13 protein-coding genes are annotated in these 20,602 nt (G+C 65.6%); 2 read left to right on the forward strand and 11 right to left on the reverse strand.

Translation table 11 applies throughout. The annotated features are described in order from the left end of the window. A complete protein-coding gene (locus AC19YR_RS20935; RefSeq protein WP_500599987.1) occupies positions 1-4,815 on the reverse strand; it encodes a hypothetical protein in 4,815 nt (1,604 codons plus the stop codon). Between the two features lie 172 nt (positions 4,816-4,987). On the opposite strand from AC19YR_RS20935, the gene AC19YR_RS20940 reads away from it, so the two are divergent. Next, on the forward strand, positions 4,988-5,290 hold the full coding sequence (locus AC19YR_RS20940) for a DUF5629 family protein (protein WP_095109769.1): 303 nt from the start codon (positions 4,988-4,990) through the stop codon (positions 5,288-5,290). Positions 5,291-5,466: 176 nt separating this feature from the next. Further along, positions 5,467-5,640, forward strand: a complete 174-nt coding sequence (locus AC19YR_RS20945; RefSeq protein ID WP_176465129.1) for a hypothetical protein — start codon at positions 5,467-5,469, stop codon at positions 5,638-5,640. Between the two features lie 15 nt (positions 5,641-5,655). On the opposite strand, the gene AC19YR_RS20950 is transcribed toward AC19YR_RS20945, so the two are convergent. From AC19YR_RS20950 to AC19YR_RS20995, 10 genes are all read right to left on the reverse strand, one after another. Next, complete coding sequence (locus AC19YR_RS20950) at positions 5,656-6,258, reverse strand: glutathione S-transferase (RefSeq protein ID WP_500599989.1); 603 nt, start codon at positions 6,256-6,258, stop codon at positions 5,656-5,658. Next, entirely contained in the window at positions 6,255-9,896 is a 3,642-nt protein-coding gene (locus AC19YR_RS20955) for an AAA family ATPase (protein ID WP_500599991.1), read from the reverse strand. The genes AC19YR_RS20950 and AC19YR_RS20955 overlap by 4 nt, the downstream gene beginning before the upstream one ends. Further along, the gene (locus AC19YR_RS20960; protein WP_095109766.1) at positions 9,893-11,137 is read right to left on the reverse strand and encodes an exonuclease SbcCD subunit D C-terminal domain-containing protein; all 1,245 of its coding nucleotides are present in this window, start codon (positions 11,135-11,137) and stop codon (positions 9,893-9,895) included. Before AC19YR_RS20960 ends, AC19YR_RS20955 begins: the two co-directional genes overlap by 4 nt. 118 nt (positions 11,138-11,255) lie before the next feature. Next, entirely contained in the window at positions 11,256-12,884 is a 1,629-nt protein-coding gene (locus AC19YR_RS20965) for a BatD family protein (protein ID WP_500599992.1), read from the reverse strand. Continuing rightward, on the reverse strand, positions 12,881-14,605 hold the full coding sequence (locus AC19YR_RS20970; protein WP_500599993.1) for a vWA domain-containing protein: 1,725 nt from the start codon (positions 14,603-14,605) through the stop codon (positions 12,881-12,883). Before AC19YR_RS20970 ends, AC19YR_RS20965 begins: the two co-directional genes overlap by 4 nt. Then, positions 14,602-15,678: a vWA domain-containing protein gene (locus AC19YR_RS20975; protein ID WP_500599995.1), complete on the reverse strand. Its 1,077-nt coding sequence runs from the start codon at positions 15,676-15,678 to the stop codon at positions 14,602-14,604. Before AC19YR_RS20975 ends, AC19YR_RS20970 begins: the two co-directional genes overlap by 4 nt. Further along, complete coding sequence (locus AC19YR_RS20980; RefSeq protein ID WP_095109762.1) at positions 15,671-16,165, reverse strand: DUF4381 domain-containing protein; 495 nt, start codon at positions 16,163-16,165, stop codon at positions 15,671-15,673. Before AC19YR_RS20980 ends, AC19YR_RS20975 begins: the two co-directional genes overlap by 8 nt. Further along, positions 16,162-17,100: a DUF58 domain-containing protein gene (locus tag AC19YR_RS20985; protein ID WP_095109761.1), complete on the reverse strand. Its 939-nt coding sequence runs from the start codon at positions 17,098-17,100 to the stop codon at positions 16,162-16,164. The genes AC19YR_RS20980 and AC19YR_RS20985 overlap by 4 nt, the downstream gene beginning before the upstream one ends. A gap of 5 nt (positions 17,101-17,105) precedes the next feature. Further along, positions 17,106-18,065, reverse strand: coding sequence for an AAA family ATPase (locus AC19YR_RS20990; RefSeq protein WP_003218556.1), 960 nt, complete (start codon positions 18,063-18,065; stop codon positions 17,106-17,108). A 289-nt stretch (positions 18,066-18,354) separates the two neighbouring features. Further along, entirely contained in the window at positions 18,355-20,403 is a 2,049-nt protein-coding gene (locus AC19YR_RS20995; RefSeq protein ID WP_500599997.1) for a mechanosensitive ion channel family protein, read from the reverse strand. Between the last annotated feature and the right edge of the window lie 199 nt (positions 20,404-20,602).

A 20,602-nucleotide genomic window follows, 5' to 3' on the forward strand; every position in this document is an offset into this window, starting at 1 on the left:
TCAGAGATTGAGGAACAGCTTCCGATCCAGCGGCGGATAGATCCGCACATACACCACGTCGGCTATTTTTTCCTGGCCCGGCTGCTGGCGCAGTAGCAAATCCTTTTGCGTCAGGAAGCGTTGGTGCGGCAGCTTCAGATGGGCGCGGCTGTAGTCAACCTTGGCGGCGTCGGCGCTGGCGTAGTGAAAGTGCGCGTACCACAGCACCTTGTCTGCCGGGGCGCCTTTTTCGCGGATCGCGTATTCGGCAAGAAAATCACCGGCTGCCGTTGGCTTGGCCCGATGCACCAGGTTGATGTCCACGGCGCCGTTGATCCACAGGTAGTCGATATGTTCCGGGGACGGTAACTGCTGTTTATAGCCGTCAATGCAGAACTGCCGAGCTTGCTGGCGCATGTCTCGGGCGGCACCTTGGAACTCGTCGAGCAGCGCCTGCGCCTGGGGTTTGTCCAGGTGCGTCGCGCGAATTTCATCGGCGACGCGGTCCAACTGGTCGGCCTGGGTGTTGAGCATAGTGTCCCAGTCCAGGGGGTTGATCCCCTGTCGGCGTTGCGGGTCTTTTAGTTTGTTCTGCTGGAACCTGATGGTGCCTTCGATGCCGGCGCGTTGTGCCATGAGTTTTTGCCCAGCCTCGCGCAGGGCGGGTAGGGCGCGCGGCGGTGTCATCGGGGCAACTCGTTGGGGCGCCTGGGTGATGACTTCCACCCAACCATCTTCGTGCTCGCTGAAGCTGGATATCGCTTGGTGGGTCATTACGTCGACCACGTCGATCTGTGGCAGGGGTTGGTCCGCCGTGCGGGGGGTGACGTCGCCGATGAGGGAGCCTTTGTTGCGCACCTTGAACACTCGCTTACTCGCGGCTTTGGGGCGAAATGGCACGGACACCGGTAAGTTGACCTGCAGTTGCTCTTCTTCGCGGGCCAGGGCTTCGAGTTCGCTTTCTACGCTGTTCAGCGCTTCGTGCAGGCGTTCGACGAACCGGGCCTGGAAGGGTTGGCGCAAGTAAGCCGAATTAAGGTCCGCCAGTGCCGAGCTGGAGGTATGGAACTGCTTGTATTGCACCAGGATGGTTTCGAACACGCTGCGGCGCTCCTGGAGGCTGTAGCCACTGCTGCAACGCATCTCAATGTGGGCGGTAATCACCTTGCGCAATTCGGAGGCCTGGAGCTGGTTGCTGTAATAGGTCTCCATCGGATTGCCTTCCGCGGCGGTCAGGTTCAGGCTTAGCTCGCGCAGCAGTTCCAGGCTGTTGAGCTTGAGGTTCATGGCGAAAAACACTTCCGGTTGGGTCACGCTGGCGAGCAAGGTATCGCGGGTGGCGGCGCCGGCCGGCGAGTCCAGGGCCAGTTGGGCCAGGGTCTGCTCCGTGTCTTCGGTGGCGGCGATCAACTGGTCGGTGATGGCCAGGTTTTCCGTGTAGTTGGCAATGAACTCGTAGTACGCCACAGGAATGCCCTGGCTCAGGTATTCCGGCGTCCGTTTGCGCAGCTCATAAAGCGGTTCGCCACGGCTGCTGAACATCAGGTCTCTGCCCAGTTCGCGAATCATCAGGTTGGCCGCCAGTTGCAGCCGCCAAATGGTCGTGTAGGCCTGATATCGCTCGGCGGCATGGACGGGCTTGCGGTCGATATCTTCGATTTTGCGCAGCACGTCGATCAGTTCCTGGCGCAGTGCCATGGTGTCCTGGAGGCGCTGCTGGTAGGTCTCAAGCAGGATCTTGACCTGGGTCCTGAGGGCGTGGGCGGTTTCCATTTCCTGAGTATGGCGCGCCTGCAACCCAGGCAGTTGGGCGTCGTCGGCGCTATTGAGCAGCCTCCACACCAGTTGCAGTTTGCGGTGCTGGACCTCTTGCTCCGTGCGCGTCGCCCTAAGCCGGATCAGGGCGTCGTTCTGGGTGTCGATCAAGGGGTTGAGGTCTTGCTGTATCTGCAGTTTGCGCGTGGCCAGGCGTTCGGCCTGCTGGCGCTGTTGCAGCAGCAGCGCCTGGATACGAGGCCCTGGGCCGCCGCCTTCGAGCGTCAACCCGCGGTCCAGTGTCCAGCGCCCGTGGCCATCGGTTTTAAGCTTGAGGCCCCGGTGGTCGGGGCGCTTTTCATCGATGATGAACACCTCGTTGAATCCTGGCACCACTGAGGCGCGGAATAGCAGGCCAGCGACCGATACATAGAACTTGCCGTCAATGCGATACAAGCCTTTTAACGGTGGGTACTCGTAAGGTTCTGGCAGAGGTGAGGGCCAAGGCACATTGAAGCCGAGCAATTGCTCCAGCAAGTGGGCCAGTGCCGAGTCGCGGCTAGCCGAACGGGGGAAGTCCACCAAGGTTCGCCCGCCCGCCGGTGGCTCGGCGGGAATGCCGACGGTGCCTTGTTGCAAGATCGCGCGGTGGCCCGGCGTGTCGTAGGGCGTGGGGCGGCGCACGCGTTCGAGGGCCAGTTGGGTGTCCCGTATGGCGTCGCCAGCCAGGGAGGGGGCAGGCTCGCTCGGCAACCCGGCGTGCAACAGGACCTGAGCGATGTTGAGCAACAGGTCAATCAGGGCCGGCTCCCGTGTGGCCGGGTCATTGTCGGCCAGGGCCGGAATGTCTTGCTGCAGGCTGGCGGTCAGTTGCCACAGCCAACCCACAGCCGCCAGTGGGCCGCGCACGGCCATCAATAGGGTGTTGAACAGCAGGCCCGAGCCTTCCAGAAATACGGCCCAGCGGCTTTCGGCGGTCGAGACCGATTGCTGTTCTGCCTGATCCACCAGGGCCCGGGCCTCACTGCCGTACAGTTGTGCCAGCAGTTGCCCGCTGCGCAACGCCGCCAGCCACTCCAGCGCGCTGTCGTCGTCGGGTGCGGCCAGGGTTGCGGGTTTCGGGCGCTCCAGAGGGGCGAACTCGGAGCCCACACCAAAGCGCACATAGTGTGGCTCGATAAAACCACCGTGGTCATAGACTGCCCGCGCGCCATTGCTCAGCCAGGTCAGCACGCTGTCCTGCAACGCTCCCGGTTGGGCGATAGCTTGGAGCAGCGCGGCGCGGCTGGGGTACTCGTGCAGTTGTTCGGCATACAGAGGCCGATAGAGCAAATGCGGGCCAATATCCGGGTTCAACGGCTCGATGATGAACATGTGGCTGACCACGTCTGCCATTGCCCCCGGTCTGCGCAACAGGGCCAAGGGGCGCATGACGATTTCATTGTCGTCGATCATGCGTCGGGCCGTGGTCGGCTGCATGACCGCATCGACATAGCGGCAGCCCCGCCGGGTCAGGCCGAACTGCCCTTTGATTTGCAGCTCCAGAGCCAACTGCGCCAGTTCGGCGGGTCGTTGCTGGCGGAACAATGCCTCGCGTTCGCGAGCCTGCGTGCTGTCATCGATCAACAGGCTGGCGATCAGTTGCGGGTAGTGCTTGCCGATGTCAATCCGGCCGACCAGATCTTCCAGGTACTGGGGCGTGGTCCAGTCCTGGATCAATTGGTCGCCGGTGTGGCGGATGGTCATGCTGCCCTTGGGCTTACCCGTCAGGTTTTTCAGGGCCAGGTCGGTCAGGCTCATGGTCACCGGCTCCAGATAGCCGCTGCCCAGGGTGCCAACCGGTACTGCGAAGGTCAGTTCCAATTGGTCGGGATCGTAGCCTGGAGCCTGGGGCTGGTCGAGGCGCATCTGCTCGCGCAAACGCTTGGCCGCGAAACGGCGGATGTCTTCGATACCGTCCAGGTACGAGCGGCCCTGGTTCGCCTGGTGCAGGCCTACTTGCGCTAGCAGGCGCTGGCGGTAGGCGAAGCTGTCTTCGGCCGAGGCTTGGCGCAGCCAGGCAGGTAGGGCGCGGGCCAGTGGCTCCAGGGTGGCCGGTGCGGGGCTGGGGCTGCCCAGAAAGTGCACAGCAGGGTTGGTGAGGTTGGCGAAGCGTTGCTCCAGGCGCTCGACCCCGCCCCGGGTGGGCAGCTTGAGGGTGGCAAGGTCTTCAAGTTGCTGATTGAGAATCAACGCTGCCTGGATATCGAAGATATCGCCGTCCGGCTCGTAGCGGCACCAGGTCAGCGTGTCGGCCAGGAATTGTTGCTCCAGGCGTTGCCCCCAGGCGATGCCGAATGCGTCCAGGTTCGGGTAGCGCTCCAAGGTGCCGGATACCCGGAACAGCAAGGCTGTCTGGCCGTTTACCAACAACAGGTCCGGGGCCTGGATATCCACGCTAAGGCCGGCGCGGGTGACCCGGGTTTCGAGGGTATAGGCATGGGCGACCAGGGCCTGTTTGGCGCGGTCACGGCGATCGGGAAAGTCGCAGATCGCCGCCAGCAGGTGTAATTGCTCGGCGTTCAGCCCGGCGGTGCGCGCTGACGCCGTGCGCAAGGCACCCTGCAACAGGTCGGCCAGCCACTGCCAGCGGCTAAAGCCGGGTTCGGCCTCCTGGTTCCAGTAAGCGGCAAGCCGCTCCTGGAACACAATATGCAGGGTCAGCGGCAGCTCGCGGATCAGTTGGGCGATGACCTCCAGGTCAAGCGTCTTGTTCTCGCCTTCGTAGGTGGCATCGGTGGCGTAGGTAAGGGGCACGGCGTCCAGGTCGAGGTAGGCGTCCTCGGCGCTGAAGACAGCCAGGCCAGCCGAGGTGCCCAGGTAGTCCAGGGCAATGTCCACCAGCAGCCGGGCGTCCTGTTGGCCGCGCCGGGCAAGCCGCAGGCGTTCGATATCCAGGTCAAAGTATTTTTCCGTGATGGCTGTGCGCAGCATCTGGGTGACGACCGATCGCAAGGTTGGGCGGTCGGCGAAGCGGGCTTGCACGATATCGGCCAGGGTCGCCGTGGCGCGGTAGGGCAATGAGGTATCGGAGTCGGGCATGAAGCAGTCCTTTGCGTGTGATTGGGGGGAATCTGGCCCAAGGGTAAAACGCAAAAAATAACCGCATGCGGTAACCGGCTACCGACAGAAACTGCCTTGGACCGCACTTGGCTGGGGCCCGCTGGAGGGTTTTGGCCTATGATGTCGCCTCTTCCACGACTGATCGCCTCCAATGACTGATGCAAGCCAAACCCTGAGCAGCGCCCTCAAAGACAGCAACATGCTGGAAATCGATGGGTTGTTCTGTTTTGAATTTTCGTTCGACAACGACCTGTTGCAGGTCGAGTGCATGGATGGCCGGGACACCCGGCGCTGGCGCTTTAATGCCCAACAAGTGGCCCAGGCCCGGTTTGACGCGGTACTCAATCGCTGGAACATCAGCAGCGACTCTGGCGAGCACTTGCTGGTGTGCATGAGTGCATTCAGCCCCAGCGACGACGGCGATGAGGGCGACAACGAATCTGAGGGGGTTTGAGGGGAGGCTGCGTCACTCGGTCGCAGCCCGCGGTTGATGGGGCCTGCGTCTTAGTATCAATCCCAGTGATAGAAAGTAGTGTTACAAAGAATTTCATCGCGGCGTTACCCCGGGCGTAAGTTGGCTTCACGGCCCCAACGGGCAAGCAAGCCAACCAACACCCCGAGGTTTACGCGATGAATTTCAATCTCTTCTCCGTTATTGCCGCATCCGCCATCTCTGCCAGCGTGGTCCTGCCGGCCAGTGCCAGTGTGGAAATCAGCGACAAGAAATCCGCCACCTACACCCACAAATACCTGCAACAGAGCGCCAACTTCTACGCCGCCCTGGATCACAAGACCCCGCGCTGAGGTACGTGGCCAGGTTTACCTGGCCATGATCGCGACACACAACGGCGCTGCCAGAATCGACCCCAGCCACCCGCGTACACGCGGGTACGGTGCCTGCTCGAACCAGTCGCGGTCGACATGGGCGAACTGGCGCACGAACGGCGCCAGGGCAAAGTCGGCCAGGCTCAGGTGCCCGGCCACCAACGCGTCGCGCCCTTGCAGGCGTTGCTCCAGGTCGGTGAGGAACACTTCGCCCTGGCTGCGATAAAACGCCATGGAGTGCGCGGGATAGCGCTCGGCGTACTTGTAGTGGTTCAAGTGCACCTTGAACACCTGGTCGTTGGCCTCGATCAGCGCGGCGCTGTCCTGTTGCGCGGGCAGGTTGCCCTGTAGCCGCCAATCGTCGGGGTCGTGCTGGGCCAGGGCCCAGTGCATGATTTCCAGGCTTTCGTCGATTACCCCCGCACCCGTGTCCAGCACCGGCACCGTGCCCTTGCTCGACAGGGCGAGCATTTCGGCGGGCTTGGCCTTGAGGCTCACTTCCACGATACGCAGCGCCACCGCGCTGTAGCGCAAAGCCATGCGCGCGCGCATGGCATAAGGGCAGCGGCGGAAGGAATACAGCGTCACCTCACTCATTTCACCTCCACGGTGCTCAGGCCATTGCCCTGGCGGCGCACCTGGATCTGCACCGCGATACGCTCGTGCATTTCCTGCACATGGGAAATCACCGCCACCTTGCGCCCCTGGGCCTGCAAGCTATCAAGGGCGTCCATGGCCAGTTGCAGGGATTCGGGGTCAAGGCTGCCAAAGCCTTCGTCGATAAACAGCGACTCGATCTTCAGGGTACTGGAGGCCATGGACGCTAAACCGAGCGCCAGGGCCAGGGACACCAAAAAGGTTTCGCCCCCCGACAGCGAATGCACCGAACGCAGTTCGTCGCCCATTTCCGTGTCCATCACCAACAGCCCCAGCATGCTGCCGCCGCGCTTGAGGCGGTAGCGGCGCACCAGTTGGCGCAGTTGTACGTTGGCGTGGTGCACCAGCAGGTCGAGGTTGTAGGCCTGGGCGATCTTGCGGAAGGTATCGCCGGTGGCCGAGCCGATCAACGCATTGAGCCGCGCCCAGCGCTGATACTCGTCATAGGCCTGGGCGATCTGCTGCGCCAGGGCCTGGTTGGTCGCTTGCCGGCGCTGGTCTTCGGCCTGCTCGGCGCGCAACTGGGCGCTGTGTTCTTCGCTGGCGGCCAGTTGCCCTTGCACCTCGGCCAAGGCCTGGGCCAGGGGTTCGGCGTCGAGGTAGTCATTGTGCTGAGCCTGATGCTCCTGCAAACGCTGGTCGCGCTCGTGCAACAGCACCTTGGCCTGTTCGAGCGCTTTTTCACTGTGCTGCAGACCTTGGCGCATCTGGTTGAACTGCACTTCGTCGATGTCGAGCAATTGCACCAGGCCGGCGTCGTCCAGTTGCGGATGGCGCGCGCGCCACTGCACCAGGCGCACCTCAAGTTCTGCCGCCTCGCCCTGAAGCGCTTGCTGGCGTTGTTGCGCGGCGTTGAGTTCGGCGCTCAGTTGCAGCAGGCGATCGCTGTTGTCCTGGCGCGCCTGGCGGGCGGCGGCTTCGGCGCTGCGGGCCTGCTCGACGTGTTCGTGCAGGGTGTGTTGCCACTGTTCGGCACCGGGCTGCTCGCCCAGCAGCGCAGTGAGCGCTTGCTGGCTGGCCAGTTGCTGGGCGGCGAGGGTGCTGAACTGTTGTTCGGCGGCTTGTTGCTGAAGCTGGCGGGCCTGCTGGCGTTCTTGCTCCAGCTCCAGGGTTTGTTGGCGCTGTTGTTGTTCCTCGCGCTCGTCCCGTTGCTGCTGCAATTGCTCCAGGCGCTGGGCGATCTGCTGGTCCAACTGCATGAACGTGGCGGCCGGTGCTTCGCCCAGGGCGGCGAGGGTGGTGGCGGGCAACAGGCTGGCAAATACCCCGCACTCTTCCTCCTGGCGCTGGCGGTCGCTGTCCAGGGCTTGTTGCTGTTTTTCCAGGGCTTGCGCGCTCTGCTGGGCGGCGGTTTCGGCGGCGCGCAGTTGCTGCTGCAAGCGCGTGGCGTCCTGTTGCAGGGCTTGCAGCGCGGTTTGGCGCTGTTCGTCCTGGCCGATGCGCTGCTCCAACTGGCTGCTTTGTTGGGCCAGCCAGGCGTCGCGGGCGGCGGCTTCCTGGGCAAGCAACGCCGGCGCGTGGGGGTGGGCGTCGAGCAGGGGCGCCAGGGCCTGCTGCTGGTTGGCCAGTTGCTCCTGTTGTTGCAGCAGCTCTTTTTGCTGGGCGATCACGCCGCCGACCTGGGCGCGTAGCTCGATGAGGGTTTCCTTGAGGTGTTCGACGGCGTGTTGGGCGCGAGTCAGCTCGCCTTCGTCGTGCTTGCCCAGGCTCTGGAGCAGGGCTTCGGGTTGATGGTAGGGATGCTCGGCGCTACCGCAGACGGGGCAGGGTTGGTCGTCCTGCAATTGCTCGCGCAGTTCTTCGACACTGGCGCTGCGGGCCAGGCGTTGGCGCTCCAGCAGTTCGCGGGTGACGTTGAGGGCCTGTTCGGCGACGCTCAGTTGCTGCTTGGCCTGTACACCTTCACCCGTCAGGCGTTCGCGGTGTTGCAGGGCTTGTTGTTGGCGCTGCTGCAGGTCGAGGCTGCGGCTGCCCAGCTCTTGCTGTTGGCGCCACACACGGGTCAGTTCTTCGAGAGCCCGCAGGTGCTTGCGGTTGTCCTGCAACAGGGTGCCGAGCAACTGGATCTGCTCGGCCACGGCCTGAGGCTCGGCCCCGGCCTCTTGGTACAGCAGCTCCAGCTGTTGGCGCTGCTGGGTCAGTTGCTCGGCGGCGACGGCCGCGCTGCGGGCCAGTTCCGGCAGCTCCGCTTGCCCTTGGTTGAGGCGATTGCCCACCAGCACCAGGTTCTGCAAGCGATCGCGGTAAGCGTTCCAGGCGTCGGCCAGGGGCGCGAGTGGCGTGCTTTGGGCCAGTTGCGTGGCGATGTTGTCCAAGCGCGCAGCGACGGCCGTTTGCCGTTCGCGCAAAGCGTCGAGGGTGGCTTGGCCTTCGGCGCAGGCCTGTTCGGCTTGCTGCTTGAGCTCGGCGCTGTGGGCGCAGTCTTTGGCCAAGCGGGCCTGGGTCAGTTGTTCGGCGAAGGCCTGGCGCAGCAGGGGCGCGGCGCGATGTTGGCCTTGTTCGGCCTCGGCCAGGGCCTGTTGTGCCTGCGCCTGGCCCCGTTCGAGTTGGGCCTGTTGCGCTTGCAGGGCGCTTTGTTGGCTCAGGTGCTGTTCGATAGACGCCGCCAGGGGCGTGAGCTGCTGGGCGAGGTGGGCCTGGCGGGCGAACTCATGGCGTTGCGGTGCCAGTTGCTCCAAGCGCGCGACCTGCAAGCGCTGCCCGGCAAGGCTGTCCCAGTGCTGCTGGGCCTGGTGCAGTTGCTCGGCGGCGCTGTGTTGCTGCGCTTGCCACTGGCGCAGTTCCTTGAGCCAGCCGTGTTGGGCTTCCAACTGCTTGAGGCTGGCCTGGCGCGCCTTGAGCTGCTGCTGCGCTTCGTTAAAGCGCACATCCAGGGCCGCGCGCTCCTCGGGCGCCAGGGGGGTGACGCCGCTGGCCTGATCCTGCAGCAGTTTGTGGGTTTCGCGGGCCTCCTTGGCCTTGTCGAAGGCGCGCTTGCCCAGGCGCGTATAGAGGGCGGTGTCGGTGAGTTTTTCCAGCAGTTCGCTGCGGTCGTTATCGTCGGCCTTGAGGAAGGCGCTGAACTCGCTCTGCGCCAGCAGCACGGCGCGGGTGAACTGCTCGAAGTTGAGACCCAGGGCGGCTTCGAGCTGGGTTTTGTATTCGCCTTTCTGGCTGGCCAGCAAGCGATCCTGGTCGATGTCGCGCAGGCTCTGGCGGCTGGCTTGCAGTTTGCCGCTGGCCTTGTCCCGGGCGCGGTTGGCTTCCCAGCGGGCGCGGTAGCGGCGGCCGTCGATGCCGACGAAATCCACCTCGGCGTAGCCTTCGCCGGTGCCCCGGCGCAGCAGGGTGCGCGGGTCGCTGGTAGCGATTTCGCCGTCGGCGTCCGGCACCTTGGCGTCGCGGCCGGTGTTGTTCAGCCGTGGCACGCTGCCGAACAGGGCCAGGCACAAGGCGTCGAGCAAGGTACTTTTACCGGCGCCGGTGGGCCCGGTAATGGCGAACAGGCCGGTACTGGCCAGGGGTTCGGCGGTGAAGTCGATCTCAATGGGGCCGGCCAGGGAGGCGAGGTTTTTCAGGCGGATGGCAAGGATTTTCATGGTTGTTCGCTCTGCATCTGCACGTCTTGCAGCAGTTGGGCAAAGTCGCTCAGGGTCTGTTCATCGACCGCACTGCCATAGCTGTCGTGCCAGGCGCGGCTGAACAGCTCCTGGGGCGTGAGTTGGTCCAACTCGATCAGGCGCGCGCCGTCGGCCTCGCCCTCGCGGCTGCCGGTGCCGGCGTACTCGGCGGCGATGCGCACCAGGCGCACGGCTTTGCCTTGCAGGGCGGTTTCCACCTGTTGGCGCAGGTCCGGTTGCGGCTCGTCGAGGCGCACCCGCACCTCCAGCCAGGGTTGGCGCTGGGTGTCGGCCAGCAGGTCGATGTCGGGCAGGTCGGCCAGTTGCACGAGGATGTCGGCCAAGGGGGCCGGGCCCAGGCGTTGCAGGTTGACGGCGCGGGGAATCAGCCGTGGCTCGACGCTGACCAGGGTTTCGCCGCGCAGGCGCACGTCGAGGATCTGGTGCTGGTAGCCGATTTCCGAGAACGACAGCGGGATGGGTGAGCCGCAGTAGCGGATGCGCGCTTCGCCGTTGACCTTCTGCGGCTTGTGCAGGTGGCCGAGGGCGACGTAGCTGATACTGGGGCCGAACAGGCTGGCGGGCAGGGCCTGGGCGTTGCCGATAATCAGGCTGCGCTCGGAGTCTTCGGACACCGAACCGCCGGCCATGTGGGCGTGGCTGATGGCGATCAGGGCCTGGCCCGGCTCGCGTCGAGCGTTGGCGGCAGCGATCAGCCCTTCGTGCACCTGGCCGATACCGCGCAGGTAGTCGTCGCCCAGGTGCGTACCGGTGACTTCGGCCGGGCGCAGGAAGGGCAGCGCCAGGCACCAGGCGCCGAGGGTGCCGTCGGCCCGTGGCAACGCAATGAGCAGGCGTTCGGCGTCTAGCTGGCCATCGTCGAGCCACAGCACGCGGCCAATGGCGTGGGTGCGCAAACGGCGCATCAGCGGCGCGGGCAGTTCGATGCGTGAACCAGAGTCATGGTTGCCGGCGATCATCACGATGGTCAGCGTCGGCTGTTGCTCATGGGCACTGACGATGAAGTCGTAGAGCCGCTCCTGGGCGGTGACCGGCGGGTTGACGGTGTCGAAGATATCGCCGGCGATCAGCAGCGCATCGGGCTGTTCTGCCGCCAGTTGGCGCAACAGCCATGCGAGGAAGCAGCTGTGCTCGAAATCGCGATCCTGGCCGTGCAGGTTTTGCCCAAGGTGCCAGTCGGAAGTGTGAAACAGACGCAAGGCAGACTCCGTGAAATTCAGCGAGGGTTGTTGTTGTAGCAAGCGCGCTCGCCCGCCCAGGGGCGCTGCGCCCCCCAGCGCGGGCGAGCGCGCTTGCTACCTGGCAACAGACAAAAAATCATTTGGGATAAAGCGGCGGCAGGCTGCCGTTGTCGCTGACCGGGTCTTGCACGCGTTCGCTCTGGGGCAGGGTGCGGATCGCGCGCCACAGGTCTTCGCCTTGCCAGTGCTGGCCGGTTTCGCTGTAGAGCGCGCCGTTGAGACCGTCCAGGGCATCGGACAAGGGCACGAAGCGCGCCGCCATGTCGGCCAGGGTTTCTGCCTGCTGCCGGGCCCAGGCGTCCAGGGCCTGGCGCGTGGCTTGCGGGTCGTTGGCCAGGCTGGCGCGCTTGAGGTCGTCCAGCAGGGTGCGCGGGCTCGGGCCGGTTTGCGTGGCGCGCAGGATCGCGGGTTGCCAGCGTGCGCGCCACCACAGGCCGAAACCCAGCAGGGTGGTGATGGCCAGCACCAGGGTGCTCAGTTGCCATGGCCACAGCGCGCGGTTGTCGGCGGGCGCGGTGCCTGGCGTGGCGCTGGCCGGGGTATCGACCACCAGGCTGGGGTTGACCGCCACTTGCAGGGTACGCGCCGGCAGGCTGCTGCGCTCCAGATGATCTTCATGGGTGTTCCACCACACCACCTCCACGGCCGGCAGCTCGAAGGTGCCGCTGCGGCTGGGCACCAGGGCCTCGCGGTCTTCGCGGCTGCCGATCAGGCCGCGTTCGGTGTTCTGGTTGCTCAGCACCGGTTGGTCCGGGTAGCGGCGCAAGCCGTTGACGGCGGTGGCCGGCAGCGGTGGCAACTGGGCGCTGGACAGGCCTTCGGCCTTGAGGGTCAGGCTGCGGGTCAAGGAGTCGCCGACCTGGCTGTGCGCCGGATCGGGGTTCCAGCTTTCGCTCAGGCTTAGGCTGCGGGCCGGCAACCAGGGCGTGTCGGCCGGGTAGGCGGCGGGTTTGGCCTTGACCTCCAGGGGTATTTGCGCCGAGCTGACGCGCATCAACTTGCCCTGCAGTGGGGGCTGGCCGTTCTCGGTGTCCACCAGCGTGGCGCTGAACACTTGGGCCGGGATCAGCAGTTCGCCGCTGTGTTGCGGGTAGATCGCGTAGCGCAACTCGATCACGCCGTGGCGCAAGCCGTTGATGAGCTTTTCGTAGGTGCGCGATTCCCCCAGTTGTTCGATGCGCGCGTCGGGGATGTGCAGTGGGGTCAGGCTGCTGTCGTCGTACAGCGACACCGAGTGGTAGATGCGCAGGGTCAGGATGGCCTGGGCCTGCACATAGACGCTGGCCTGGTCGAGGCTGGCGTCGATGAACACCGCTTGCAGGTTGTCGACGCGCTCGTTGGTGGCGTTTTCCAGCACTTGCAGGGCGATGGCCGGGCTTTGGGCCTGGCCCAGTTGCAGCGATGGGATTTCTACGCTGCCGGTGCGCCGCGGCAGCAGGGTGATGATCCAGCGCGTGGTGGCGCGGCTGTCGTCGCCCAGGGTGGTGAGCTGGTTGACCTGGCGTGTGCCGCGTACCTCGAACAGGTTGTCCAGGGGCGTCAGGTCGGGTTTGCCGAACAGGGTGACGTCGTTGGATTCGAGGGTCAGTTCCACCGTTTCGCCCGCGTTCAGGCGGCTGCGGTCGACACTGGCGAGCAGTTGCGCGGCCTGGGCCTGGGTGGCGCAGAGCGTCAGGGCAAGCAAGAGAAGGGCGCAGCGGGTCATCGAGTTTTTCCCTGATCCTGTTGGTGTTGCTGTTCGTACCAGAACTTGCGCTTGAGCAGCTCGCCCGGGTCGTCGGGGATCTGGCGCAGCCACTGTTCCAGTGCCTGGCGGTGTTCTTCGTCGCTGCCCGCCACGGCGCCGCGCAGGGGCGGGGTGGTGGTGGCGTCATCACTCGGCTCGCCGGGCGGGTTGTCAGTATGGCCCGGTTGCCGTGGTTCCTGGGGTTGCCCTTCACCTGCGGCCGAAGGTTGTTCGGTGGATGGCTGGTCGCTGTCGCCGGCCTGGGGGGCGCCGCCGGGGTTGGCCTGAGCCGGTTCGCCGTCGTTGTCGGCCGGCGGCTGGGTGGCTTGCGGGGCGGGCGGCTGTTGCTGGAGCAAGCGTTCGATCAGGGCTTTGTTGCGCAGGGCCGGTTGCAACTCGGGTTGCCGCTCAAGGGCCTGTTCGTAAGCGTCCAGCGCGGCCTCCAGTTCGCCGCTGCGGGCCAGGGCGTTGCCGCGATTGTAATGGGCGCGGGCGTCGTTGCCCTGGGCGAAGCGCTCGGCGGCAGTGGCGTAGTCGCCGGCTTCATACAGGGCCACGCCTTGCCACTGCGGGTCCTGGAAGTGCCGGGCGGCCTCCAATGGGCGCTGTTGCTCCAGCAGGCGCTGGCCCTGTTGGTCTGGGCGCAGCCACAGGTCGTTGAAGTCCAGGGCCTGGCTGGGCTGCGGCAGCATGAACAGCAGCGGCAGGCAAAACAGCCAGCCCCGGCGCCCGGCGCACGCGGCCAGCAGCAACAATGGCAGTAGCAGCCAATGGCCCTGGTCGGCCCAGGTGTCCAGGCGCAGGGTCTGGCCGTCGCTGCGCAAGGCGCGGGGGCCGTCCAACAGGCCGAGGCCGCGCAGGTCGTTGTCGTCCAGGCGCGCCTGGCGGTAGCGCCCGCCCAAGTCATTGGCAAAGGCCCTGAGGCTGGGGCTGTCCAGGCGAGAGACGAGAATCGCCCCTTGTTCGTCCTTGAGCAGGCTGCCGTCCTCCTGGGTCACGGGCGCGCCTTCGCGGCTGCCGATGCCGAGCATCAGCCACTGCGGGCCGTGGCTGCCCAGGGCCTGGCGGATGCCTTGGCGTTCCTGCTCCGACAGGGTCGAGCCGATCAGCAGGATGCGGCCCTGGCCGAGGGCGCCGCGTTGGAGCAGGGTCAGGGCCTTTTCCACCGCCAGGTCGGCGCGTTGCCCGGGTTGGGGCATGATCGAGGGCTTGAGGGTTTCCAGCAGGTTGCGGCTGGTGGCCAGGTCATCGGACAGCGGCACCAGGGTGTGGGCGCTGCCGGCGTAGACGACGATGGCGGTCTGCGCGTCGCTGCGGTAGTGCAGCAGGTCCAGCAGTTTGCGCCGCGCTTGTTCCAGGCGATTGGGCGTGACGTCGCTGGCGAGCATTTGCGGGGTCAATTCCAGTACCACCACCAGCGGGTCGGCGGGTTTCTGGCTGGTTTGCTCCACGCGTTCCCAACTGGGGCCGAGCAGCGCCAGCACGGCCAACAGCCACGCCAGCCCCAGCACGATCCACGGTAAGCGGCTTTCGCGGCCATTGCCGCCGGTGAGCAGCACGCGGTGGAAGGCGGGCGGCAGAATCATCTGCCAGCGCCCGGCGCGTTTTTGCCGGTGCCACAGGTGCCACAGCAACCACCCCAGCAGGGGCAGCACCAGTAGCCAGCCGGGGCGCAGCCATTGCGGCCAGAGGGCAATCATCGGCGCCTCCGCAGCCGCAGGCGTTTAAGCCGTTGGCGCCAGTCTGGCAGCGGTTGCAGGAAGTGCTTTTTGTTGAGCAGGCGTTGCACCGGGTTATCCGGCCAGCGCTCGCGCACCACCAGCAGCATGCTCAGCAACAGGGCCAGCGCCAGCGGCCAGTGGTAAAGGCCCTGGGCGGGGCGGGCCTGGGTCGGTTGCTGGGTGACGGGTTCGAGTTGGTCGAGGGTGTTGCGGATAGCCTGCAATTGCTCGGCATCGCGGGCGCGGAAGTAGCGCCCGCCGGTGACCCGGGCGATGTCTTCTAGGGTCGGTTCGTCCAGGTCCAGGCTCGGGTTGACCCCCAGTACGCTCAGGGTGCCGCTTTGCTGTGGGTCGGCGCCGATGCCGATGGGGTAGATGGTTACGCCTTCTTCAGCCGCCAGCCGTGCGGCGGTGAGTGGGTCGATTTCGCCGCCGTTGTTGGCACCGTCCGTGACCAGGATCAGCACCCGGCTCTGGGCCGGGCGTTGGCGCATGCGCTTGAGGCCCAGGCCGATGGCGTCGCCGATGGCGGTGTTCTTGCCAGCGATGCCGATGCGGGCTTCGTCGAGCCAGGTGCGCACGGTGTGGCGGTCGAAGGTCAGCGGAGCCTGCAAGTAGGCCTGGCTGCCGAACAGGATCAGGCCTACGCGGTCGCCTTCGCGCTGCTCCAGGAAGTCGCCCAGCAGGTGCTTGACCAGGGTCAGGCGGCTGACGTCTTCGTCTTGCCATTGCATGTCGGGGAAGTCCATCGAACCGGAGACGTCCACCGCCACCAGCAGGTCGCGGCCACTGGCGGCAATCGGTAGCGGCTCGCCGAGCCATTGCGGGCGGGCGGCGGCGCCCAGCAGCAGCAGCCACAACAGGATAAACGGGGCCTGCTGGCGCCAAGTGGGCAGGTTGGCCCGGGCGCGGCGCCGGGCCAGGCCTTCGAGGTCGGCGAGGAAGCTGACGCTCAGGGCCGGCTCGCCGCTGTCGGCCACCGGCAGCAGGATGCGCAGCAGCCAGGGCAGCGGCAGCAGGGCGAAGAGCCAGGGCCAGGCGAACTCAAACATGTTTGCGGATCCAGGTTTCGACCGCTTGGGTCAGGCCGGCGATGGCCTTGTCGTCGAGCTTGCATTCGGGCTTGTAGGCGCCTTCGACCAACACCATCCAGCGTGTCAGGCCAGCGGCTGGGCAGCGGTTGTCGAGGAACGCCAGCCATTTGCGGCCATTGAGGGTGTGGCTCTGGCTATAGGGGTAGTGGTTGCGGCACAGGCGTTTGAGCAGGCCATTGAGCTGTTGCAGCCAGGCGCCGGCCGGTGCGCCGTCGTAGGGTTTGGGCAGCAGCGCCAGTTCGGCCAGGGCGGCGAGGCGCACTGGGTCCAGGGGTTGTTCGGTGCGGGCCAGCGGTGCCCGGCGTGGCAGGAAGCGCCGCAGTTGCCACAGGCCGAACCCCAGTGCCGGCAGCAGCAATGCCAGCAGCCACCAGCCCGGCGCGGGCGGCCAGAACGCCACGGGCGGCGGGGCGATCAGCGGTTGCAACTGCGCCAGTTCGTTCATGGGGTTTTCCCCGGGCGCTGCTGCGGGTTCAGGTATTCGCGCAGTTGCTCGACCATCTCGCTTTGGGTACTCAGGGGCATCAGCAGCACCCGCAGTTTTTGCGCCAGCAGTTCCCAACGGGCGATGCGCGCTTCGCTCTGGGCGCGGTAGGCCTGGCGCAAGTCGTAGTTGAGGGTGTCCAGTTCCAGTTGCGCGCCGCGTTCGGCGAAACGCAACAGGCCGGCGGCGGGTAGGGCGTGGTCCAGCGGGTCGGACAGCGGCAGCAACAGCAGGTCGCAATGGCGCGACAGCAGGCTCAATTGCTGTTCGGCGCCGTCGGACAAGGCGCGTTCGTCGCAGATCACGATCACCAGGCTACCGGGGCGCAGCACCTCGCGGGCGCGGCGCAGGGCCATGCCCAGGGCGTCGCGGTCTGGTTCGCTGTCGGTGCCCAGGCCCTGGTTGACCCGCACGAGGCGGTTGAGCAGTTGCAGCAGGCTCTGCTTGCTGCGCCGCGGCTTGACTTCGTAGTGCTGGTTGTCGCCGAACACCAGGCCGCCGACCCGGTCGTTGTGGCCCAGTGCGGCCCAACCGATGAGGCTGGCGGCCTGGGCGGCGAGCACCGATTTGAACATCAGCCCGGAGCCGAAGAACAACCGGCGGCTTTGCTCGACCATGATAAAAATCGGCCGCTCGCGCTCTTCGTGGAACAGCTTGGTGTGGGGTTCCTGGGTGCGGGCGGTGACGCGCCAGTCGATGGTGCGCACGTCGTCGCCGGCTTGGTAGACCCGCACCTGGTCGAAGTCCACGCCGCGCCCGCGCAGCTTGGAGTGGTGCAGGCCGATCAGCGGGCTGCGCTGGCTGGGGGTGGAAAACAGCTGCACTTCGCGCACGCGGTGACGCATCTGGATCAACTCACCCAGGCTGACGCGGATTCCCGGTTCGCTGGCGGCCATGGGGCTCAAGCGACGGCTACGACGTCGAGGATGCGTTGCACCACGCGGTCCTGGTCGATGCCCGCGGCCTCGGCCTCGAAGGACAGGATGATGCGATGGCGCAGCACGTCGAACAGCACAGCCTGGATGTCTTCGGGGCTGACGAAGTCGCGCCCCGCCAGCCAGGCGTGGGCGCGGGCGCAGCGGTCCAGGGCAATGGAGCCGCGCGGGCTGGCGCCATAGGCGATCCACTCGGCCATTTCCGGGTCGAATTTGGCCGGTGTGCGCGTGGCCATCACCAGTTGCACCAGGTATTCCTCCACGGCGTCGGCCATGTACAGGCCAAGGATTTCCTTGCGCGCGGCAAAAATCGCCTGCTGGCTGACCCGCCGCTCGGGCTTGGTTTCGCCGTTGAGGGCTTCGCCACGGGCCTGTTGCAGGATGCGCCGCTCGACGGCGGCATCGGGGAAGCCGATTTTCACGTGCATCAGGAAGCGGTCGAGCTGGGCTTCGGGCAGCGGGTAGGTGCCTTCCTGCTCGATGGGGTTCTGCGTGGCCATCACCAGAAACAGCGGTGACAACTCGTAGGTGCTACGCCCGACGCTGACCTGGCGCTCGGCCATGGCTTCGAGCAACGCCGACTGGACCTTGGCCGGGGCGCGGTTGATTTCGTCGGCCAGCACCAGGTTGTGGAAGATCGGCCCTTGCTGGAACACGAAGCTGCCGGTTTCCGGGCGATAGATCTCGGTGCCGGTGATGTCGGCGGGCAGCAGGTCGGGAGTGAACTGGATGCGATGGAACTGCGCTTCAATGCCTTCGGCCAACTCTTTGATGGCCTTGGTCTTGGCCAGCCCCGGCGCGCCCTCGACCAGCATGTGGCCGTCGGCGAGCAAGGCGATGAGCAGGCGCTCGATGAGTTTTTCCTGGCCGAGAATCTGCGTTGAAAGAAAGGTTCGCAGCGCGAGCAGCGCTTCACGATGTTCCATCGATGACGGTTCCTGGAAGGGGTGGCCCGAGGCGTCGAAATAACCCGCGGGCTGGGGTGGCTACTTTAATCCATCGCGGGGGGTGGCGACTAACGGCTTTTTCGCCGCTAGCCGTCACTACAGAGGCCGGATGGGCGCCACCATCGCGAGCAGGCTCGCTCCCAGGGGTACTTGCCGGTTGTCGAGCTGGGGGTGTTCCCGCCCGCCACAAGCGGGCCTTGCCCGCAATGAGGCCGGTACAGGCAAGCATTTATCGCGGTGGGAATACTGCGCTCCCACAGGCGTTGCATCAGCCTCTCAGCGCAAGCGCCCCGGCAGCGGCATTGCCAAACGTCTGCGCAAACTGCACCTGCGGCGCGCCATCCACCAATTTCTTCAGCCGCTGGTTGAACGCCCGGCTCACCGCGTACTGGCCGCCGGACACGGTGCGGAACTGCGCCGTGAGGGTCACGCCGTTGAGGTCCATCTTGTCGACGCCGAATACCTCCAGCGGGCCTTGCAGGTTGTACTTGAGGAAGCTGTCTTCGCGGATCGAATGGCCGGTTTCGCGGATCAGCTCCAAGGCCTTGTCCACGTCTGTGTCGTAGGTGAACTGCACCGAGAAGAACGCATAGGCAAACTGCCGCGACTGGTTGGTGACGGCTTTGATCTGGCCGAACGGCACCGAATGCACGAAGCCCTTGCCGTCGCGCAGGCGCAGGGTGCGGATGGTCAGGCCTTCGACGGTGCCGGCGTGGCCGGAGTCGAGCACCACCCAGTCGCCGATGGACAGGGTGTCTTCGATGATGATGAACAGGCCGGTAATCACGTCCTGCACCAGTTGCTGCGAACCAAAACCGATGGCCAGGCCCACCACCCCGGCACCGGCCAACAGCGGCGCGACGTTGATGCCCAGGTTGGCCATGGTGGTGATGGCGCAGATCACCACCAGGATGATTTTCACCGCGTTGCGCAGCAGCGGCAGGATGGTCTTGATCCGGGTGCTGGGCTGGCGGCTGGAGCGCTTGTTGGCCGGTGGCTTGAGGGCTTCCTGAATGGCGGTGTCCAGCACCACCCAGAACAGCCAGGTGACCAGCAGGATCAAGCCGATGCTGCTCAACGAGTCGCTGATGGCCCGGCCCACGGCGTTGCGCTGGGCAAACTCGAACAGCGACACACCCCAGATGCGCCCCAGGATCTCGATAAAGGCAACCGCCATGACGATGCGCAACAGCGCATGCAACAGGCTGAGGAAGCGTTCCTTATAGGCGCTGCTGCGTTGCACCGCCACCGCGCTGCGGGACCTGAACAGGTGCTGCAACAGGGTGCTGAGGAACACCGTGGCAATCAGCAGCACGGTGGTGAACAGGGCGCAGCGCAGGGCTTTCTGGCTGTCTTCGCCGGCGCCGATCAGGTTGATTGCCGACACCAGCACCATCAGGAGGATGGGCCAGTACCACAACCCGGAAAAAATCCGTAGCGACTCCTGCAGCGCCGGTTGCTTCAAGCGCTGGGCCAGGGAGCGGTTGCGGATCAGGTGCGCCACCGGGCGGCGCAGGCGGATCACCAGCAGGCCGAACACCACCGAGGCCAGCAGGCCGGTGAGCACCGCGACGCTGCTGGTGATGTTGGAGCCCAATTGCCGGGCGATCTGCGGGCTGGTCAGGGCATCGCTGAGAGCGGCGAGAAAGCCGATCAAGAACAACGGCTGCGGGCAGTAGTGGCGGATGATCCGTACCGCCGGGCGCTTGTGCCCCAGGTTGAACATCACGATCACGCCCAGCAGCACCGAGGTGGAGACAATCCCGCTGCTGGTGGCATAGGCAAAACACAAAGCCAGGGCGCGGCCCACCGACGTGGGCAGCCAGTGGCTGACGTACAGCGTCAGGGGCAGGCAGATGAGCGCGGGCAACGTCCAGGGCAGGGCATAGCCCAACACCGCCAGCAGGCGTGGGCGGGCCTTTACAAAACCGCGACGCTGCAAACGCGCCACCGCCCAGCGCCCGAGCAGGTTCAGAGTGGCGAAGGCACCGACCCACAGGGCCGACAACAGCACAAAATCCCCGGCCACGCTCCACGGCGAGCGCTGCGACGGCTGGTTGACCAAGCGCCCCACCTCATCCGCAGCGCGGTCGGCCCGTAAGCGCCAGGCGTCGATCAGGTGCTCGTTGAGGTCCAGTTTGTCTTGCACTTGTTCGATGCTGGAGCTGATGGCGCCGAGCAAACCGCCCTCGACCAACAGTTCGGCCTTGGCCGGCTCAGGCTCGGCGGCCGGGGTGGGTTCAGGGGCAGCATGCAGCGCGGCGCTGGCGCACAACAGCCAGGCGCCGAGCAGTCGGGCGGTACGGGACGTGAACAAAATGCAGGCTCCTTACGCCAGGGTCTGTAAGGAACTGATCGGTTTTAGCCCTGGGAGTTCGGTTTTATCTGCCTGCGGTGGCCCTGGCTTCAGGCTTGGGCCAGGCGCCCAACGCGTAACCAGCCCACGACCACCAGAAGCACAGGTAGCTAAACAATGGTCCGCGATCGGCCTGTAGGGCGAAGGGGAGGTGTAGCAC

The organism is Pseudomonas sp. MF08817 (assembly GCF_059862705.1).